Source organism: Flaviaestuariibacter terrae (assembly GCF_054777635.1).
This window is the reverse complement of the sequence record NZ_BAAHAL010000004.1, coordinates 1-18,307: the sequence shown is the minus strand read 5'-3', so window position 1 is coordinate 18,307 and position 18,307 is coordinate 1. Positions and strand designations below refer to the sequence as shown.

Below are 18,307 nucleotides of genomic sequence, written 5' to 3'. Positions count from 1 at the left end.
TACATTTGACGGAAGGGCCCCGGCCCCCCGTTTTTTCCTTGTATGGATCCTAACATCGCCCTTCTTTGCAACCCTACGTTCGAGAACTCCCGGGCGCTCCGCGTCGCCGGCGAGATCAGCGACCTGTTGCAGCAGCAGGGGCGCCGCTTTGAAACCTTCAGCGGTACCTGGCCCGCGAGCCTCGCGCCGTTTACGGAGGCCTGGATCGTGGGTGGCGACGGAACCCTCAACTGGTTTATCAACCAATATCCCGATACAAAGCTGCCCATTGCGGCCATTCCGGCCGGCAGCGCCAACGACTTTCACTGGACGCTTTACGAGGAGCAGGTGGACATTCCCATCGGGGAGCTCGTGGCGCGCCTTCTCCGGGGCCGCACCCGCAGCATCGATGCCGGCACCTGCAATGGCCGCCTGTTTCTCAACGGCGTCGGCATCGGCTTCGATGGCGCGATCGTGAAGGATCTTATCGGGAAGAAAAAGCTGGCCGGCAAGGCGTCGTACCTTTTGTCGGTGCTGAAGCATATCATGACCTACCAGGAGAAATTCCTGTCGCTGCGCGGGGCGGGCGTCGACCGGTCGGGCGATTGCCTGCTGCTGTCGGTGGCCAACGGCCGGCGCTATGGCGGCGACTTCCGCGTAACCCCGCAGGCGCTGCTCGACGACGGGCTGCTCGATATCAACTTCGTGGGCCGCATCGCGGCGCTGCAGCGGATGCGCTACCTGCCCGTGATCGAGAAGGGCGAGCACGACAAGCTTCCCTTTGTGTGGTGGGGCCGCAGCAAGGAGCTGGTCGTGGAATGTGCGCAGGAACTGCCGGCGCACCTGGATGGCGAGTACCTGAGTGCCGCCCGCTTCGAGATCAGCTGCCTCCCGGGGCGGTTTACCTTCCTCGTCTGAGCCCGATCGCGCGCTGCTCCCGGTATAGTGCCAGGTCGCCCCGGTGCACGAACACACGCACCAGCAGTAATCCCGCTACAAAGCCGCCGATATGCGCGGCATAGGCTACGCCCGTACCTGCATCGCCGCCAAGCGCACCCGCCCCGTTGACCAATTGAAAGAGGAACCAAAGGCCCACGCAAAGCCAGGCCGGGAACGGCCAGAAGCCGAGGATAAACCAGATGCGGATCCGGTGCGTCGGGAACAGGAGCAGGTAGCCGCCCAGCACGCCCGAGATCGCGCCCGAGGCGCCGAGGCTGGGGATGAGCGGGTCCTGCCCGAAAAAGGCCGTGGCGGCCACGTGCGCCAGCGAGGCAAGCACGCCGCACAGCAGGTAGAAAACCAGGTAGCGCAGGTGCCCCATTACATTTTCGAGGTTGTCGCCAAACACGGCGAGGTACAGCATGTTGCCGAAGATGTGGGCAATACCGCCGTGCAGGAACAGCGCGCTGAGCAGGGTGAGGTACACCGGGTGCGGCGAGGGCTGCAGCCCCGGCATCACCTGCCTTAGGCCCGATACGGGATCGACCACAATACGCGCCTGCGATACGATGTCGTGACCCGTGAGGATCTCCGCCGGCACCGTGGCAAAACCGTAGGTTAAGGAAACGTCGGTGCCGAGGCGCTGCCAGTACACGAACGCAAAGATGTTGAGCAGGATGAGCGCGTAGTTGATAAACGGGGTGCGGATGCGGCCGCTGTTGTCGTCGCCGATGGGAAACATAGGGAGACTATTTGCAGTAAATGTACCAAGGGGGCGTGAGCGGGTGAGCGGGTGAGCAGGTGAGCGGGTGAGCGAGTGAGCGGGTGAGTGGGTGAGCGGGGCGGCGTTCGTCCGCAAACCGTAAAAACCGCGATGCGACGATTTCGATGCACGCGGCGCACAGGGCACGTGCTCACTGAGCAACAACGAAAAAAGTCCCGCCGTGAGGCAGGACTTCTGAATTATCTGGGTGCAGGGACCTTTAGTAGCTGTCACGGAAACCGCCGCCACCGCCACGGTTACCACCGCCGCCATAGCCGCCACCGCCACGGTTGCCACCGCCGCCATAGCCGCCACCGCCGCCGAAGCTCTTCTTCTTGAAGCCGCCACCGCCGCCGCCGAAGCCGCCACCGGAACCGCCTTCTTTGGGACGAGACTCGTTGACTACCAGGTTACGACCGTCTACTTCGGAGCCGTTCAGTTGCGCGATGGCAGCCTGTGCTTCGGAGTCGTTGGCCATTTCAACGAAACCAAAGCCTTTGCTGCGGTTCGTCATTTTGTCCTGGATGATTTTGGCAGAAGTGACTTCACCAAAGGGGGCGAAGAGGTCGCTCAGGTCCTGGTCTTTCAGGTTCCAGCTGAGGTTGCCTACATAAATGTTCATGATCGAAATTTTTAAAAAAGAGAAAATGTACTTCAGCAAACAAGGGATCCGAACAGATGCAGCGAAACCGCGATGTGAGACTGAAAGAACATGTGAACTCAGTAAAAATAAGCTATTCAGGTAAAAATTCCTAAAAACTTTCCGGGGCCCGGAATCCGTGATTTTGCCGCGTTTGCGGCGCTCCGGCTTTGGCGCAGCGGTGGGCTGCCGGCGGCTCTGCCAAAATAAAGAGCCCCCGCGGGGGCGGGGGCTCTTTCACGTGCGAGTGTTGTCAATAGCGCGTCACGTTCTTACTGCTTCACCACTTTCATGCTCTCGACGTTGCCATTGCCGTCATCAACACGAAGGATATAGAGACCGGAGCTGAGGCCGTTGAGGTCCATCTGGCTCTGGATGCTGCCGTTGGCAATTACCTGCTGGCGTACCGTGCGGCCGTCGGCCGTAGCGAGCGTCATCAGGCCACCGTTCATTTTATCGTGCTGCACGGTGAGCTGGGTGCGGGCCGGCAGGGGGAAGGCCTTGAGCACAACGCTGGAGCTCTTTCCGGTCAGCTTGGCTACGCTGCTGTACTTGAAGCGGCCATCGAGGTCCACGTTCTTAACGCGGTAGTATACGGTGCCGAGGCTGGCTGCGTTGGCGTCGATGAATTCGTAGGCAGGCTTGCCGTTGGCCGATACCGTGCCGACACGGGTGTAGTTGGAGCCGTCGGTGCTGCGCTCGATATCGTAGCGGGCAACATCCACTTCGTCGGCTACATCCCACTGCACGCGGGTGGAGCTGTTTTCTTTCTTCGCCGTGATACCCATGAAGGTCACCGGCAGGATGATAGCGCCCTGGTCGCCGCCGAGGGAGATGTCGTCAAATTCCCAGTCGCAGGTAATGTTGCCGCGGAAAGAGATCTCGATACGGAACTTCTGTCCCTGATACAGGTCGCCGTCGTTGATGCGGATGCACAGGCGGCCGGAATCGGAGGGGAGGTTCGTCCATACGGGACCGTTGGCGGTGGTGGCGACGATGTCGTAGCCGGCCACGCAATCGCAGGCCACATTGATGATGCGAACGCGGTACTGGCCGCCACCGCATACCTTGTAGCGGAAGCCAAGGTCGATGCCGCCACTGGGCTGCTGGTTGATGTACACGCAGGAGATGATCGAGGCGCTGCGCTGGGCAAGGCCGCTGCGCTCATACCACATACCGGCAGTGGAGTCCCAGTTGAATTCGGTGTAGTCGGATTCGGTGAAGATCGAGGGCGAGCGGTAGTCGCCGGGATTGTCGTTGAAGTCCTGGATAACGTCGCAGTTGTTGCTCGGGGCGATCGTTGTGGGGTGCTGTGCGTTGGCAAAAGAGCAGGAGAGGACGGTCAGGGCCATAAAGAGCCCTTTGAGGGTAAAAGTGTGTTTCATGGTTAGCAATAATTATGAGATAATAAAATAGGTTCAGGATGCTGCCTGGACAGGGCTGACAGGGGATATTGGGTCGGATCTACTTGGGTGTTTTCAGTCGCCGTTTGCGCGGCTTCTGGGAAGTAATTTTCCAATCCCGTGCCGATTTTAACGTTTTACCCAGCGGATAGGGGTGCTGTTGGTAGTATTTCCACAATTTGCCCGCAGAAAAGGACATAAACGAAAAAAGTCCACACCGGCGGTGTGGACTTTTTCAAAAAAGACTGTGGTGCTTATTCAGCAACCACCTCGAAAGCAACCTCGGAATGGTGACCATTACCGAAGTCGATAGCGGCGGTGTAGGAACCGAGTTCCTTCACGTCGTCCGGAATCGTGATTTTCTTGCGGTCGATGTCGTAGCCTTTCTGGTCGCGGATCGCGCGGCTGATTTGCAGTGCGGTGATCGAGCCGAAGATTTTGCCCGAGGTGCCGGTTTTGGCGCCCACCGTAACGGGGCCTTCCTGCAGCTTGGCGATTACTTCCTGGATCTTCGCGAGCATCGCGGCTTCCTTCTTGGCGGCAACCTTCTGGCGCTCGAGCAGCTGCTTGCGGGCCGAGGGCGTGGCCTCCAGCGCGTAGCCGCGGGGGATAAGGAAGTTACGGGCGTAGCCGTTCTTCACCTTCACCAGCTCGTTCTTGCCACCGAGGTTGTCTACGTCTTGAATGAGAATAATGTCCATTGTTGTTGTTTTGTCCCAGTATTGCTACTGTCTCCTTCCCGGCCGGGGCCTGCGAAGGGTTAGGGAATGATTGATCTTATTTCAGAAGGTCGGTAACGTAGGGGAGCAGCGACATCTGGCGGGCCTTCTTGATGGCTTCTGCCACGAGGCGCTGGTACTTCAGGCTGTTGCCGGTGATGCGGCGGGGCAGCATCTTACCCTGGTCGTTGAGGAACTTCTTCAGGAACTCCACATCTTTATAGTCGATGTAGCGGATGCCATACTTCTTGAAACGGCAGAATTTCTTCGGGCGCTTCTCCTGCTTGATGGCGGTCAGGTATTTAATCTCGTTTTGGCGTGCCATGATTAAGCCTCCTGTACTTTTTCGGTTCCTGTAGGTACGCCACTTCTCTTTTTGTTGTTATACTCGACGGCGTATTTGTCGAGTTTAGTCAGGAGGTGACGGAGAACGCTCTCGTCACGCAGAAGCTGGATCTTCAGCTTCTCATTGAAGTCGGATGGCGCCGTGTATTCCATCACCCAGTACAGACCCGTGGTCTTCTTCTGGATGGGGTACGCCAGTGATTTCAGGCCCCAGGGGTTCTCGCCCACGATCTGGCCACCGTTGTCGGTTACCAGCGCCGTGTACTTGCGCTGAGCTGCTTTGAACTCATCGTCGCTGAGTACGGGGGTAAAAATCACCATCAATTCGTAATTGTTCATTACTCGTGATTTGCTTGTTTAAATAAAATTTCCCTTCAAATCGGGCACAGGCCCGCCGATGGGAGCGCAAAGGTAAGGAATCGGGGCCATATTTCAGGAGCCCGCGGGCCGGGTCGCGGAAGGTTTTGCGAGGTTTTGGCAGGTTTCGAAAGGTTTTGAAAGGTTTTGAGGGGTTTTGAAAGGTTTTGAAGGAAGTGGCCCAAACGAAAAAGCCCCGCGATGCGGGGCTTTCTCTTATTATCTGTTACCGGCGCGTTCGGCGCGCGTATTACCGGGAGGCTTTCTTTTTCAGGTAGGTACGCACATCCGCCTTCGCCACCTCCGTGAGGAAGTTGTGCGGGCGGCCGGCGCGGGCCAGGCGAGCCTCGATCGAGTCGATGGGCACTTTGTAGCTCTGCCACAGCGAGTTGGCGCCGGCGCCGCCGTAGAGCGTGTTGTCGTTCGGCATGTCCACCGCCAGCACGCGGGCCGACGTGTCGATGCGGTTGCGGTCGTCGCTGCCCTTCGGCATGATCACCACGATCTTGTACACCATCTTGGGTACGGTTACGTTGCCCGAAGCGATGTTGGGGACGATGACGCCGTTGTTACCCGCGCCGCCGACACCGTAGTTGCCCATATAGATATAGGCTTCGTTGTTCGGCAACACCTGGGTGCGGATATAGTTCTCCATGTCAGCCCAGGGGCCCTGGTTGAAGCGGGGCGCCTGCGGGATCATGTTGGTCATAAGGAAGGTGCTCGAGTTGGCGGCTACCGTGTTGGTCCGGTCTTCCGAAGGGCAGTTGTGGCCCTTGTCGAAGTTGGCGGTATAGTCGCTGGGGCGAACATTATAATAGGAGGCCGGCAGGTTCGGGTTTTCGCGGAAGTCGTCCTGGCGCGAAACAGGTCCCTGGTCGTCGGTCTGCAGGTGCCAGGCCACCCAAACGGGAATGCCGCGGCTGGCGCTGTAGGCTTCGGAATAGCCGATCTCGCGCATCAGGTAGTTTTCGGAGAATTCCGCCGACCGGCGGGCTTCAGTGGGGTTGCCGAGGTACAGCGGGTCGTTTTCTTCGATAACGAGGGGAGCGACCGTGGTTGCTGTATCCTGGATGCTGTTCTTTTTGCAAGCAGTGGCGATCAGCAGCAGGGCTGCGGCAGCCAGTTTCAGTTTGTTATTCATTTTCAGGAGGTGACTTGGGGGGAATAAAGGTACCGGGAAAAGTTGGTCTGGCCCAACGGTCGCGGCAGAACGCCTTTTTTGGTCGGCGGGACTATTTTTTCCGCAGGAAGATCAGGTAGGTCGGGAAGTGGTCGCTGTAGCCGCCGCGGTAGGAGTTGCCGTCCCAGGTGCGCATCGGGTAACCACGGTAACGTCCCTGGTTCTCGGTGAGGTATTCCTTGTTGAAGATCCGCTGCTGGAAGAAAAAGTATCCGTCCTGCTGGCGCGGAAGCCAGGCCTGCGAGATCATGATCTGGTCGAAGAGGCTCCAGGCGTCCTGGTAGGCCAGCGTGCCGATACCGCGGTTATACAGGTTCACCCAGGGATTGTAGATCCCGCCCGGCTGCACGTCCTTGGCATCGCCCTTCGCACCCAGTACCTTGGTAACGCTGGGCGAGGTCGGGTCGTCGTTGAGGTCGCCCATGATCACGAACTTGCTCTGGGGATTGATCCTGAGCAGCGAGTCGCTGTGGTGCTTGCTCACCGAGGCGGCGGCGGCGCGGCCCGGTGCGGAGCGCTCTTCGCCACCCACGCGCGAGGGCCAGTGGTTGACGTATACGTTGATCGTTTCGCCATCGAGCAGGCCGCGCACCCAGAGCACGTCGCGGGTGAAGCGGCGGCCTTCCTTCGCGCCGTGGGGCAGGTCTACCTGCAGCGCGGCGCTCGTATCGGGGCGGAAATATTTGGGGTTATAGAGCAGCGCCACGTCCACGCCGCGGGCATCTCTCGAATCATAATGCACGATCTGGTAGCCGCGTGCTTTCAGCTTCGGATGGTTCACGAGATCATGCAGCACGGTGTCGTTCTCGATCTCCGCAACGCCGATAACCGCCGGCCCGTCGGGGCTGTATTCGGTGCCGATCTCGGAGAGTACGGTTGCCAGCTTGCCTACCTTGTCGAAGTAAACGCGCGTGTTGTAGTTCCGCGCGCCGGTGGGCAAAAACTCCTCGTCGTCTACGATCGGGTTGTTGACGGTGTCGTAAAAGTTCTCCAGGTTATAGAAGGCGATGACGGCCACCTTATAGGTTTGTTTTCCGCCGGGAGCCGCTTCGGATACACGTCCCTGTGCCGGAGGCTGCTGCGAGAAGGCATTAAAAAAAAGAATAATGAACAGGGGTAGGAGGCAAGCTTTTTTCATAATTTGCGCGGAATTCAAAAAACAAGGAGCAAAAGTACTGAATCCAGACGATCGCCCTATTGAAAAGGATGCTTGCCGAAATAATTCATGGTTAATAAACGTTAACCGGTCGAATTCCTCCCCCCGAAGCCAAACCGAATCAGTAGCTTTGCCTCCCTTCTAATTAACTGCCTTATGTCTAAATCCCGATTGCTGCCGGTCCTGCTATTTGCAGGCATTGCCGCGCAGGCGCAGCAAACAAAGCCCGCTGACAGCACCACCCGCGCTTCGCGCGACACCACCATCGAGGAGATGAAGCAGGGTGTGCTCGACAACATACCGGTCATTACCCTCGACGAGAACGACATGGGCGACGCCGGTACACAAAACATTTCGTCGATCCTCACCGCCGGCCGCGATCCCTACTTCAACGCGGCTTCCTACAACTTCAGCGCCACACGCTTCCGCATCCGCGGCCTCGAGAGCGACAACTTCTCGACCTACATGAACGGTGTGCCGATGGACAACCTGGACAACGGCTTTGCGCCTTACGGTCTCTGGGGTGGTCTCAACGACGTGATGCGCAACCGCGACGTCGAGTACGGACTGCGCCCCAACACCTTTGCCTACGGCGATATCGGCTCCAATACCAACATCGATGTGCGTGCCTCCAAGCAACGCGCGCAGACCAGCGTCAACTACGCGCTGGCCAACCGTAATTATACACACCGCGTGATGCTGACCCACGGCACCGGCCTGAGCAAGCGCGGCTGGGCCTTCGTCGGCTCCCTGTCTGCCCGCTGGGCCGACGAGGGCTACGTGCCCGGCACCTGGTATAAGAGCTTCTCTTATTTCGCTGCCATCGACAAGCGCATCAACGCGCGTCACCTCCTTTCGCTGGCCGCCTTCGGTGCTCCCACCGAGAACGCCCGCGGCGGATCTTCCACGCAGGAAGCCATGGACCTCGCCGGCTCGCCGTACTACAATCCCAACTGGGGTTACCAGAACGGTGTCAAGCGCAACGCGAGCGTGGCCAAGACCAACCAGCCGGTGTTTGTGCTGACGCACGACTTCCGTATCCGCAACAACATGAGCCTCCTCACCGGCGCCGGCTTCTCGTTCGGCGACCGCAGCGTGACGGCTCTCGACTGGTACAACGCGCCCGACCCGCGCCCCGACTACTACCGCAATCTCCCGAGCTACCTCGACCGCTTTGCCTCGGTGATCGATCCCGTGCAGGCTGCCGCCGTTCGCGACGCCTGGATGAACGACGTCAACGTGCGCCAGATCAACTGGCAGCGCCTCTACGACGTGAACCGCTCCTCCTACGACACGATCCGCAATGCCGATGGCAAGAGCGGCAACAACGTCGCCGGGCTTCGCTCGCGCTACGTGCTGCAGGACCGCGTCATCAACACGCAGCGTCTCAACCTCAATACCACCTTCAACGCACGCATCGGTAACCACGTCGATTTCACCGCCGGCCTCACCTTCCAGACGCAGCGTAACCACTATTCCCAAAAGGTTGCCGACCTGCTCGGTGGCGACTTTTATGTTGACCTCAACCAGTTTGCGGAGCGCGCGTATCCCAACGATCCGCTCGTCAACCAGAACAACCTCGATGCACCCAACCGCATCGTGCGTGTCGGCGACAAATACGGCTACGATTACAACATCAACCTGAACCAGGGTACCGCCTGGACACAGGGCGTGTTCAAATTCACGAAAGTTGATTTCTTCGCCGCGGCCCAGTACAGCCACACGTCGTTCCAGCGCGAAGGCTTTGTACGCAGCGGTCTGTTCCCGACCTCTTCGGCCGGCAAGGGCCAGCTGAACGAGTTCGACAACTACGCGCTCAAAGGCGGCGTTACCTACAAGATCAACGGACGTAACTATATATATGTAAACGGCTCGTACCTGACGCGTGCGCCCTACTTCGACAACGTGTACATCTCGCCCCGCACCCGCCACACGCAGCAGGACAACGTGCAGAGCGAAGAGATCCAGACGGTGGAAGGCGCTTATATCCATACCGCTCCCAAGCTGAAGGTCCGCATCGGTGGCTACTACACCAACATGGACAAGCAGATGGATGTGATGTCGTACTACGATGACCTTGTTCAGAACTTTGTGAACGTGGCCATGAACGGCGTCAGCCGCAAGCTGTTCGGCGCGGAGCTTGGCGCGGAATACAACATCGGCTACGGTGTGACGGTGAATGCCGCCGCTGCTATCGGCCGCTATTACTACGACAGCAATCCCATGGCTGTGATCACTGCCGACAACACGGCTGAAGTGCTCGGTGCCCGCCAGACCTATATCAAGAACTTCCGCCTCCCGACCCCGCAGGAAGCGTACAGCCTCGGTGCCACCTACCGCTCGCCCCGCTACTGGTTCGTGAGCCTCACGGGCGCCTACTTCAACCAGTCGTACCTCGCCATCAACCCGCTGCGCCGTACCTGGGATGCCCTGCAGAATGCCGGCACGAAAGCGGAATACGACCGCATCTTCGACCAGACGCAATTCGAGAACCAGTTTACGCTCGACTTCTTCTTCGGCTACACGAAGCGCCTGGCGCGTGCCTTTAACCTGAGAGGCAAGCCCACCACCTTCGTCTTCAACGCCGGTGTGAACAACCTGACCAACAACCGCAACATCATCTCCGGCGGCTTCGAGCAGCTCCGCTTCGACGGCACGGCCGGTGTTGACAACAGCCTCCGTGTCGACAAGTTCCCGCCGAAGCTGTTCTATGCCTACGGTGTCAACTTCTTCACCAGCGTCGGTATCCGCTTCTAAACCACTCTTAAAGACATTATATGAACATCCCGAGCCTCTTCACAAATACCAAATCAGCGCTTGCTGCGGCCACGCTGCTCGTGCTGGCTGCCAGCTGCGACAAGCAGCCTGTAGGCCCCACGGGTCCCGACCCGTACAGCCCGTATAACTACGGTACGATCGCTGGCGTACGCGCCCTGTACTCCGGTACCGACGCGGCCATCCCCGCCAACAGCAAAAAGGTCCGCGCCATCGTCGTGTCCAACCGCCTCAACGAGGCCGCCGGCAACTACCGTGTGCAGGACGAAAGCGGCCGCGGTATCAACCTGTTTCTCGGAACCTCCTTCACCGATACGGCGAAGCTTCGCCTCGGATCGCAGGTCGACATCAATATCAACGGCGGGGTGGTGAGCACCTTCAACGGCGATATGCAGATCAAGAACCTGACGGCGGCTTCCTTCTCGAAGGTGGACTCCAACCAGGCACCGGTGCCCCGCGTGACCACCGTGCGCCAGGTGCTCGACAGCCTGCAGCAGTGGGCTTCGACAGTGGTGAAGCTCGAGAACGTAACGATCTCCGCCGGCAGCACCAATACCACCGGCGCCAACTACAACATCACCGACGCCTCGGGTACCATCGTGACCTTCGTGCGCAATGGCTCGAATATTACAGTGCCCACCGGCAACGCCCAGTCGCTGACCGGCTACGTGTCGATCTTCCAGTCGGCCACCACCGGCATCATCACCCCGCAGATCATCCTGCGTACCTCGAATGACATCGTGGCGGGCGGCCCCGGCGCCAACGGCAGCGGCTTTACGCTGACCACGTCGCCCCTCAGCTTCGACTTCAACGGTATCGGTACCGGCTCGCTCCCCACGGGCGTTTCGGTCCGCACGGGCGCCCGCGCCGATACGATCGGTGCCTCGGCCAACCTCAATACGGCTCCGTCGACCTCGCTGTGGAAGACGTTTACCCTCGGCTTCAAAAACTACGCATCGGCAACGGGCCTTACCATGGGCGCTGATTCGGCGACGCAGGTGGCTGCTACCAACCGCGCGCTCGGTATCCGCCAGACAGGTACGGTCGGCACCGGCGGTGACCCCGGTGCTGCCTTTGTATTCCTCGTGAACAATACGACCGGCAAGAACAACCTGAAGATGGACTTCCAACTGCAGTCGCTCGACACGGCTTCGACCGTTACGCGCACGACGACCTGGGCCGTCGATTATGGTATCGGCGACAATCCCACCGTGTTTACGGCTGTTCCGGCCGCGAACATCAGCGGCAACCTTACTACCGGCAACCACGTATTCAGCAACAGCGCCATCAGCGTGACCTTCCCCGCGGCGGTGAACAACCAGGCGCAGAAAGTTTGGATCCGCATCGTATCGCTTACTGCCTCCACCGGCAGCGGCAGCCGCGGCGCTTCGGCCATCGACGACGTCAAGTTTACCTGGAACTAAAAACGAATGCACCCGGCGGCGACGCCGGAACCTAATAAAAAAGCTATGAACCGTATTTCCCTCAAGCATTTCCTGGCCGCCGGCACCGCTCTTTTCGTGGGCGCCGTGTTGCTGGTATCGTGCAAACGCAGCTATGATGTTCCCCCCGAGCCGTCGGCTCCGGGCGTCGTGGCCAACATCAGCATCAGAGACCTGAAGGCGATGGACACCGCTCCGTACAGCGTTACCCACATTACGCAGGACCTCGTGATCCGCGGTATCGTGAACATGGACGACAAGAGTGGTAACTACTACCAGCAGATCTCCATCCAGGACGCTACCGGCGGCCTGATCCTCCGCCTCGCCGGCTCGAGCCTCAACACTTCGTATCCCGTAGGCCGTGAGCTCTTCGTAAAAGTAAAAGACCTGTACCTCGGCGAATACGGCGGCCTGCTCCAGCTGGGCGGCGGCGCCGATTCGATCAACGGCGGCGTAACAATGCTGTCGCCGGTGCTGCAGGATCGCCATATTATCAAGGGCGCCCTCAACCAGCCCCTCGTTCCGGCCATCGTAAACGTAGCCAACCTGACAACCAACCGCCAGGACCCTTATGCCAACACGCTGATCCAGGTGGTGGGCTATGAGTTCGCGGCCTCGGACACGGCGAAGGGCTGGGCCGACGTCGGTGCTTCGGGCAACCGCGTAGCCCGTGGCTGCAGCCTGCCTTCGACCACCAACCTCACGGTGCGCACAAGCAACTATTCCAACTTCGCCACGCAGTCGATCCCCAACGGCAATGGTACCCTCACCGGTATCTACTCGTTCTTCGGTGCTACCAAGCAGCTGTCGATCCGCGACACGAACGACGCCAAGATGTGGGGTCCCCGCTGCGGCGGTTCCACGCCCCCGCCCGTTGGCGGCGGCACGAGCGCAGCAACGCTTACGCTCACGGGCAGCTCTCCGTACACGATAGACTTCAACAACATCGGCTCTGCGCTCCCCGACGGCGTTCGTCTCGGAATGAGCAACAGCAGCACTGTTTCCGACACCAACGACGTACTGGTTAATGCGGCCACACCCTGGGCCAACTCGACTGGCGCCTTCAAGAATGTAGCATCATTTACGGGTGCTTCGCAGGGAGCCGATGATGCCACCCAGGCCGGTTATACCAACCGCGCCCTCGGCATCCGCCAGACAAGCTCCATTGGCGACCCGGGTGCAGGTGTGACCTTCGTCCTGGCCAACACAACCGGCAAGAACCTGACGCAGCTTTCGTTCCTCCTGCAGTCGCTCGACTTCGGCAGCACCCGTACCACAACCTGGTCGGTTGACTACGCGGTTGGCGACGTGGTGCCTACGAGCTTCACCGCGCTGACCCCCAGCGGCACGCTCACGACGGGCGGCGGCAGCTTCAGCAGCAACCTCATTACGGTGCCCCTGCCTGCAGCCCTCAGCAACCAGTCGCAGAAGGTGTGGATCCGCATCCTGACCAAGACGGGTACCACGGGCTCGGGCAACCGACCCACCACCGGTATCGATGACGTAAAAATCACCTGGAACTAAATAAGCCTCTTCGAGATAAGCCGCTACCCGCGGCTTTTTCTCTTTCCGCCAACTGACAAGCGATCAAAAACGACTTTATGAGAAAACTCTACTTCCTTCTTTGCCTGATGCTGACCTCGGTAGCCGGCTTCAGCCAATTGATCACGGAGCCGTTTGACTACACTCCGTCTCCGGCCACGACGCCGACTCCCGGCCTCTCCATTCAAAGTAATGCGGTGTGGCGCACGGTCAACAGCGGCGACTCGATCCTTGTGGATCCGGGTAACCTTACCTATACCGGGCTTGCTGCTTCTACCGGCAACAAGGTCAAATTCGACGGGGCCGGAACGGACTATTTCCGGAACCTCCCTTCGAACCAGACCAGCGGAACGGTCTACGCATCCTTCCTGCTGAACATCACTTCGCTCGGCGGTCTCAACAGCACCGGCGGCTACTTCTTCGTGCTGTCCGATGGTTCCAGCAACTCGAACCACGCCTCCACGGTGTGGGTCCGTCTTTCGGGCACCGGCTACAACATCGGTATCAACTCGCGCACCACGGCGGCCCAGACATCCTGGCTGTCGCCGACGCTGAATGTCAACACTACTTACCTCGTGGTGGTTTCCTACACGATCGTCTCCGGAACTGCCAATGACTATGCATCGATCTGGCTTAACCCGGTTACCCTTGGCGGTACCGCGCCGCCGGCCGATGCCATCGCCTCCGTTGCCGCAACCGACCTGGCCAACGTAGGTCGCGTGCAGCTTCGCCAGGATGCCACTGCGGCCACGCCCTTCGTCTCTTTCGACGAGCTGCGCATCGCCACCGACTACGCCACGGTTACACCTGTGGACCCCGCCTTTACCACACCGACACTGAACGTAAGTTCACTGCCTTCTTTCGGCAGCATTTGCATCAACACGACGGGTGGCCCCAACTCCTTCAACATCGGTGGCTCCAACCTGGCCGCCGGCGATATCACGGTAGGACCTCTTGCCGGCTATACCTTCAGCACGACTTCCGGCGGTACGTACAGCAACACGCTGACACTCACGCAGCCCGGCGGCTCGTACTTCCAGACCGTGTACGTTAAGTTCACGCCGACGGCGGTACAGAGCTACAACGGCAACATCCCGGTTTCAGGTGCCGGTGCTGCTGCCAACAACGTGACAGCGGTCGGCGCGGGCATCAATGCCCCAGTAGTTACGACCGGTGCTTCTTCGGCCATCACCACTTCGGGCGCTACGCTGGCTGGTACGGTAGGCAACATCGGTTGCTCCGCCATCACCGCGTACGGCATCGAATACAGCACGACCAACAACTTCACACCCGGCACCGGTACACAGGTGGCCGGCTCCAACATTGCCAGCAATGCCTACACGGTTGCCGTAACGGGCCTTAACCCGGGTGTGACCTACTACTATGTTGCCTATGCGACCAACAGCCAGGGCACCGGTTACGGCACCCAGTCGTCGTTCACGACGGCTGTTCCGCCGGCTCCCACGCAGGCACCCGTCGCAACAGCAGCAACCGGCATTACATCCAGCGGCTTTACCGCCAACTGGAACGCCGTAAGCGATGCGACTAACTACCGCCTCGACGTGTTTACGGAAAGCAACGCCACGGTAGCGAATACCAACATCGCCGCCTGGACGATGTCGAACCAGTATATCCCCAAGTATGCGGATACCGGTACTGTTTACAACGTTGTCAACATCGACTCCATCGTAACGACCGCAACCAACGCGATCACCAATGCCAACGGTCCCTCGGGTGGTATCGGCACGACGCCGAACCCCTATGCCGTCCAGGCTACGGGCTGGGATGCCGGCCAGGATACGAAATACTGGGAGATCAACATGAGCACGCTGGGTGCCTCGAACCTGACCCTGTCTTCGATGCAGGGCTCGTCGAGCACCGGCCCGCGTGACTTCAAAGTGCAGTACAAGATCGGGGCTTCCGGTACCTATACCGACCTCCCGGGCGCTACCGTGCAGCTGACTACCGCCGTTCAGGCCGGCCAGCTCAATACCTGGGGCGCGATCAGCAACGTGGCCATCCCGGCCGCTGCTGAAAACCAGCCTGCTGTTTATTTCCGCTGGATCATGACCAGCAACACGTCGGTAAACGCCGGCACCGTTGCCGCAACGGGTACCAGCCGTCTTGCTGCCATCTATATCAGCGGCAACTACACGGGCACTGTCCGTACCTATGTTCCCGGCTACCAGAACCTGAGCGTCGGCAACGTAATTACGTACGGCGTTACGGGTCTCGCGCAGAACACGACCTATAATTATGTTGTTCGCGCAGAGAATGCGGGTGGCTACTCGCAGAACTCGAACAAAATCACCGTTGTTACGGCAACAGCGGCCGTGCCTGCCTTCACCGCTACGACGCTCGCCGGCTTCGGTAACGTCTGCGTGAACAGCACGTCGGGCGCACAGTCGTTTACCCTGAGCGGTACCAACCTCACGACGGCTGATGTCGTTGTGGGCCCGCTTGCCGGCTACACCTTCAGCACGACGGCCAACGGCACCTATACCAACAGCCTCACGCTGACCCAGCCCGGTGGTGCCTACAACCAGCAGGTATTCGTGAAGCTGACGCCCACAACGGCGACTTCCTACAATGGCAATATCCCGGTTACCGGCGGCGGCGCAGCGGCTATCAGCGTTGCAGCCACAGGTACCGGCATTAATACGCCCGCTTCGGTCAGCACGGGCGCGGCCTCCGGCATTACTCCTTCGGCCGCTACCCTGGCCGGAACGATCTCTGCCACTGGCTGCTCCGCGGTCACAAGCTATGGCTTCGTGTACAGCACGACAAGCGGCTTCAACTCCGCAACTACGGGCACCACGGTCACGGCTTCGAACCTCGCCGGTGGCGCCTTCAGCAGCAGCCTCAGCGGCCTGACGCCGAACACTACTTATTACTATGTAGCCTTTGTAACCAACGGCGGCGGCACGGTATACGGCACCGAGATGTCGTTTAGTACGAGCTCCAACCCCAGCTTCAGCACGACCGCCCTTGCCGGCTTCGGCAGCGTGTGCGTCAACAGCGCGAGCGCAGCCAACAGCTTTACCCTCTCTGGCTCAAACCTCGTCGCCGGCGATATCACCGTAGGCCCGCTTAGTGGCTACAGTTTCAGCACAGCCGCCAACGGCACGTACAGCAGCACGCTTACGCTGACGCAGCCCGGTGGTGCGTACAACCAGCAGGTGTTCGTTAAGCTGACACCGGCTGCCGCCATCTCGTACAACGGCAACATCCCAGTAACCGGCGCCGGCGCCAGCGCTGTGAGCGTTGCCGCCACCGGCAGCGGCATCAACACGACCGCCACGGTAACGACAGGCGCGCCGTCGGCCATCGGCACCACTTCGGCTACCGCTGCCGGCAGCATCCCGGCTACGGGTTGCTCTGCGGTGACCGCCTACGGTGTGGTTTACAGCACGACGAGCGGCTTCAACCCCGCTTCCACGGGTACGATCGTCAACGGCTCGAGCCTTGTAAGCAACGCCTTCACGGCAGCCCTCAGCGGCCTCACGCCTTCGACAACCTATTACTACGTAGCCTTCGCCACCAATGGCGGCGGCACGGTATACGGCAGCCAGCAGTCGTTTACGACACTGACGCCGACCCTCACGGCAACAACCCTTGCAACCCTGGGCAACGTTTGTGTGAACACAACGTCCGCCGCCCAGTCGTTTACCCTCAGCGGCACCAACCTGCTCGCAGGAGACATCACGGTGGGCCCGCTTGCCGGCTACAGCTTCAGCACGACGGCCAACGGTACCTATACCAACAGCCTCACGCTGACCCAGACCGGTGGATCCTACAACCAGCAGGTATTCGTGAAGCTGACGCCCACGTCGGCTACTTCGTACAACGGCAACATCAGCGCTTCGGGTGCTGGTGCCAGCACCATCAACGTAGCTGCTACGGGAAGCGGTGTCAACACGCCTCCGTCCGTTCCGACGGCCAGCAACGGTACCACCGGCAGCACAACGGCCGCCATCACGGGTAACGTAGCTACCACAGGCTGCTCGGCGCTGACGGCGTACGGTGTTATCTACAGCACTACGAACGGTTTCAACCCGGCTACAACCGGCACTACCGTTAACGGCTCCAGCATCAGCAGCGGCTCCTTCCCGGTTAGCCTCAGCGGTCTTACTCCCGGCACTACTTACTACTATGTTCCCTTTGTAACGAATGCTGCCGGCACCACCGTTTACGGTACCCAGCAAACGTTCACCACCACGTCGACCGCGACGCCTCCGGCGGCTCCCGTTGCTACGGCGGCCACTGCGATCAATACCACGAGCTTCACGGCCAACTGGAACGCGGTGACCGGCGCTACCGGTTACTTCCTCGATGTGTATACACTTGGCTCCGGCACGCAGACGATTGCGGGCTGGGATATGGCCGGCACTACGGACGCCAACCGCACGGCCAACCAGGGCAACGCCAGCAACATCAACCTGGCGACACTGACCGCTACTACCGGTGCTGCCACCGTTACCTACTCATTCCCCGCAGGTCCTTCGGCCCTCGGCGGCACCAACCCGCAGTCGGTATCGACAAGCGGCTGGGACAACGGTGTCGATACGAAGTACTGGATGGTTGCTGTCAACACCACCGGTGCTACCGGCCTGACGCTCTCTTCGCTGCAGGGCGGCTCCAACACGGGTCCCCGCGACTGGAAGATCCAGTACCGCGTGGGTAGCTCGGGCACCTGGAACGACGTGACCGGCGGTACCATCGCCGTGACCACGCCGCCTGTTGCCGCCAACCCGGCCACCTTCTTTGGTGTGACCGACCTGGCCCTCCCGGCAGCTGCCGAAAACCAGCCGCTGGTGCAGATCCGCTGGGTGGTGAACAGCACTGTCTCGGTGAACAACAGCGTCGTTGCATCGGGTGGCACGAGCCGCATTACGGCCATCTATGTGAAGGCCACGAGCGGCGCCGCAACACCGGTGTATGTAACGGGCTACCAGAACCTGCCTGTCAACAATGTCACATCCTACAACGTAACGGGTCTCACACCCAATACGACCTATTACTATGTAGTTCGCGCTACGAATGCCGCCGGCACTTCGGGCAATTCCA

The 18,307-nt window shown here is 59.9% G+C and carries 13 protein-coding genes; 5 read left to right on the top strand and 8 right to left on the bottom strand.

Translation table 11 applies throughout. From position 1 onward, the window contains the following. Positions 1-42: 42 nt before the first annotated feature. A complete protein-coding gene (locus ACYU7Z_RS00080; protein WP_460566360.1) occupies positions 43-897 on the top strand; it encodes a diacylglycerol/lipid kinase family protein in 855 nt (284 codons plus the stop codon). On the opposite strand, the gene ACYU7Z_RS00075 is transcribed toward ACYU7Z_RS00080, so the two are convergent. The 8 genes from ACYU7Z_RS00075 to ACYU7Z_RS00040 all read right to left on the bottom strand — a co-directional run bounded on the left by ACYU7Z_RS00075 (position 881) and on the right by ACYU7Z_RS00040 (position 7,463). After that, entirely contained in the window at positions 881-1,660 is a 780-nt protein-coding gene (locus ACYU7Z_RS00075) for a rhomboid family intramembrane serine protease (protein ID WP_460566358.1), read from the bottom strand. The genes ACYU7Z_RS00080 and ACYU7Z_RS00075 overlap by 17 nt on opposite strands. Positions 1,661-1,901: 241 nt before the next feature. Continuing rightward, positions 1,902-2,303, bottom strand: a complete 402-nt coding sequence (locus tag ACYU7Z_RS00070) for an RNA recognition motif domain-containing protein (RefSeq protein ID WP_460566356.1) — start codon at positions 2,301-2,303, stop codon at positions 1,902-1,904. A gap of 290 nt (positions 2,304-2,593) precedes the next feature. Then, positions 2,594-3,706 carry a T9SS type A sorting domain-containing protein gene (locus tag ACYU7Z_RS00065; RefSeq protein ID WP_460566354.1) on the bottom strand — a complete coding sequence of 371 codons (1,113 nt, stop codon included), beginning with the start codon at positions 3,704-3,706 and terminating at the stop codon, positions 2,594-2,596. Positions 3,707-3,978: 272 nt separating this feature from the next. Continuing rightward, entirely contained in the window at positions 3,979-4,425 is a 447-nt protein-coding gene (gene rplI, locus ACYU7Z_RS00060; RefSeq protein ID WP_460566352.1) for a bL9 family ribosomal protein, read from the bottom strand. A gap of 76 nt (positions 4,426-4,501) precedes the next feature. Continuing rightward, positions 4,502-4,768: a small ribosomal subunit protein bS18 gene (rpsR, locus tag ACYU7Z_RS00055; protein WP_460566350.1), complete on the bottom strand. Its 267-nt coding sequence runs from the start codon at positions 4,766-4,768 to the stop codon at positions 4,502-4,504. Between the two features lie 2 nt (positions 4,769-4,770). Continuing rightward, positions 4,771-5,127, bottom strand: a complete 357-nt coding sequence (gene rpsF / locus ACYU7Z_RS00050; protein ID WP_460566348.1) for a 30S ribosomal protein S6 — start codon at positions 5,125-5,127, stop codon at positions 4,771-4,773. A 268-nt stretch (positions 5,128-5,395) separates the two neighbouring features. Then, entirely contained in the window at positions 5,396-6,286 is an 891-nt protein-coding gene (locus ACYU7Z_RS00045) for a DNA/RNA non-specific endonuclease (protein ID WP_460566346.1), read from the bottom strand. A 91-nt stretch (positions 6,287-6,377) separates the two neighbouring features. Further along, complete coding sequence (locus ACYU7Z_RS00040) at positions 6,378-7,463, bottom strand: endonuclease/exonuclease/phosphatase family protein (protein ID WP_460566344.1); 1,086 nt, start codon at positions 7,461-7,463, stop codon at positions 6,378-6,380. Positions 7,464-7,637: 174 nt separating this feature from the next. Between ACYU7Z_RS00040 and ACYU7Z_RS00035 the strand changes: the two genes are divergently transcribed. From ACYU7Z_RS00035 to ACYU7Z_RS00020, 4 genes are all read left to right on the top strand, one after another. Continuing rightward, positions 7,638-10,238, top strand: coding sequence for a TonB-dependent receptor (locus ACYU7Z_RS00035; protein WP_460566342.1), 2,601 nt, complete (start codon positions 7,638-7,640; stop codon positions 10,236-10,238). 20 nt (positions 10,239-10,258) lie between these two features. Beyond that, the gene (locus ACYU7Z_RS00030; RefSeq protein ID WP_460566340.1) at positions 10,259-11,680 is read left to right on the top strand and encodes a DUF5689 domain-containing protein; all 1,422 of its coding nucleotides are present in this window, start codon (positions 10,259-10,261) and stop codon (positions 11,678-11,680) included. A 45-nt stretch (positions 11,681-11,725) separates the two neighbouring features. Continuing rightward, on the top strand, positions 11,726-13,222 hold the full coding sequence (locus ACYU7Z_RS00025) for a DUF5689 domain-containing protein (RefSeq protein WP_460566338.1): 1,497 nt from the start codon (positions 11,726-11,728) through the stop codon (positions 13,220-13,222). A 77-nt stretch (positions 13,223-13,299) separates the two neighbouring features. After that, the coding region (locus ACYU7Z_RS00020; protein ID WP_460566336.1) for a beta strand repeat-containing protein at positions 13,300-18,307 on the top strand (5,008 nt) is incomplete at its 3' end.

What these genes read in the sequence shown, in the direction of transcription:
- ACYU7Z_RS00080 (WP_460566360.1), top strand. Translation starts at nt 43, where the DNA reads ATGGATCCTAACATCGCCCTTCTTTGCAACCCTACGTTCGAGAACTCC.
- ACYU7Z_RS00075 (WP_460566358.1), bottom strand. Translation starts at nt 1,660, where the DNA reads ATGTTTCCCATCGGCGACGACAACAGCGGCCGCATCCGCACCCCGTTT.
- ACYU7Z_RS00070 (WP_460566356.1), bottom strand. Translation starts at nt 2,303, where the DNA reads ATGAACATTTATGTAGGCAACCTCAGCTGGAACCTGAAAGACCAGGAC.
- ACYU7Z_RS00065 (WP_460566354.1), bottom strand. Translation starts at nt 3,706, where the DNA reads ATGAAACACACTTTTACCCTCAAAGGGCTCTTTATGGCCCTGACCGTC.
- rplI (WP_460566352.1), bottom strand. Translation starts at nt 4,425, where the DNA reads ATGGACATTATTCTCATTCAAGACGTAGACAACCTCGGTGGCAAGAAC.
- rpsR (WP_460566350.1), bottom strand. Translation starts at nt 4,768, where the DNA reads ATGGCACGCCAAAACGAGATTAAATACCTGACCGCCATCAAGCAGGAG.
- rpsF (WP_460566348.1), bottom strand. Translation starts at nt 5,127, where the DNA reads ATGAACAATTACGAATTGATGGTGATTTTTACCCCCGTACTCAGCGAC.
- ACYU7Z_RS00045 (WP_460566346.1), bottom strand. Translation starts at nt 6,286, where the DNA reads ATGAATAACAAACTGAAACTGGCTGCCGCAGCCCTGCTGCTGATCGCC.
- ACYU7Z_RS00040 (WP_460566344.1), bottom strand. Translation starts at nt 7,463, where the DNA reads ATGAAAAAAGCTTGCCTCCTACCCCTGTTCATTATTCTTTTTTTTAAT.
- ACYU7Z_RS00035 (WP_460566342.1), top strand. Translation starts at nt 7,638, where the DNA reads ATGTCTAAATCCCGATTGCTGCCGGTCCTGCTATTTGCAGGCATTGCC.
- ACYU7Z_RS00030 (WP_460566340.1), top strand. Translation starts at nt 10,259, where the DNA reads ATGAACATCCCGAGCCTCTTCACAAATACCAAATCAGCGCTTGCTGCG.
- ACYU7Z_RS00025 (WP_460566338.1), top strand. Translation starts at nt 11,726, where the DNA reads ATGAACCGTATTTCCCTCAAGCATTTCCTGGCCGCCGGCACCGCTCTT.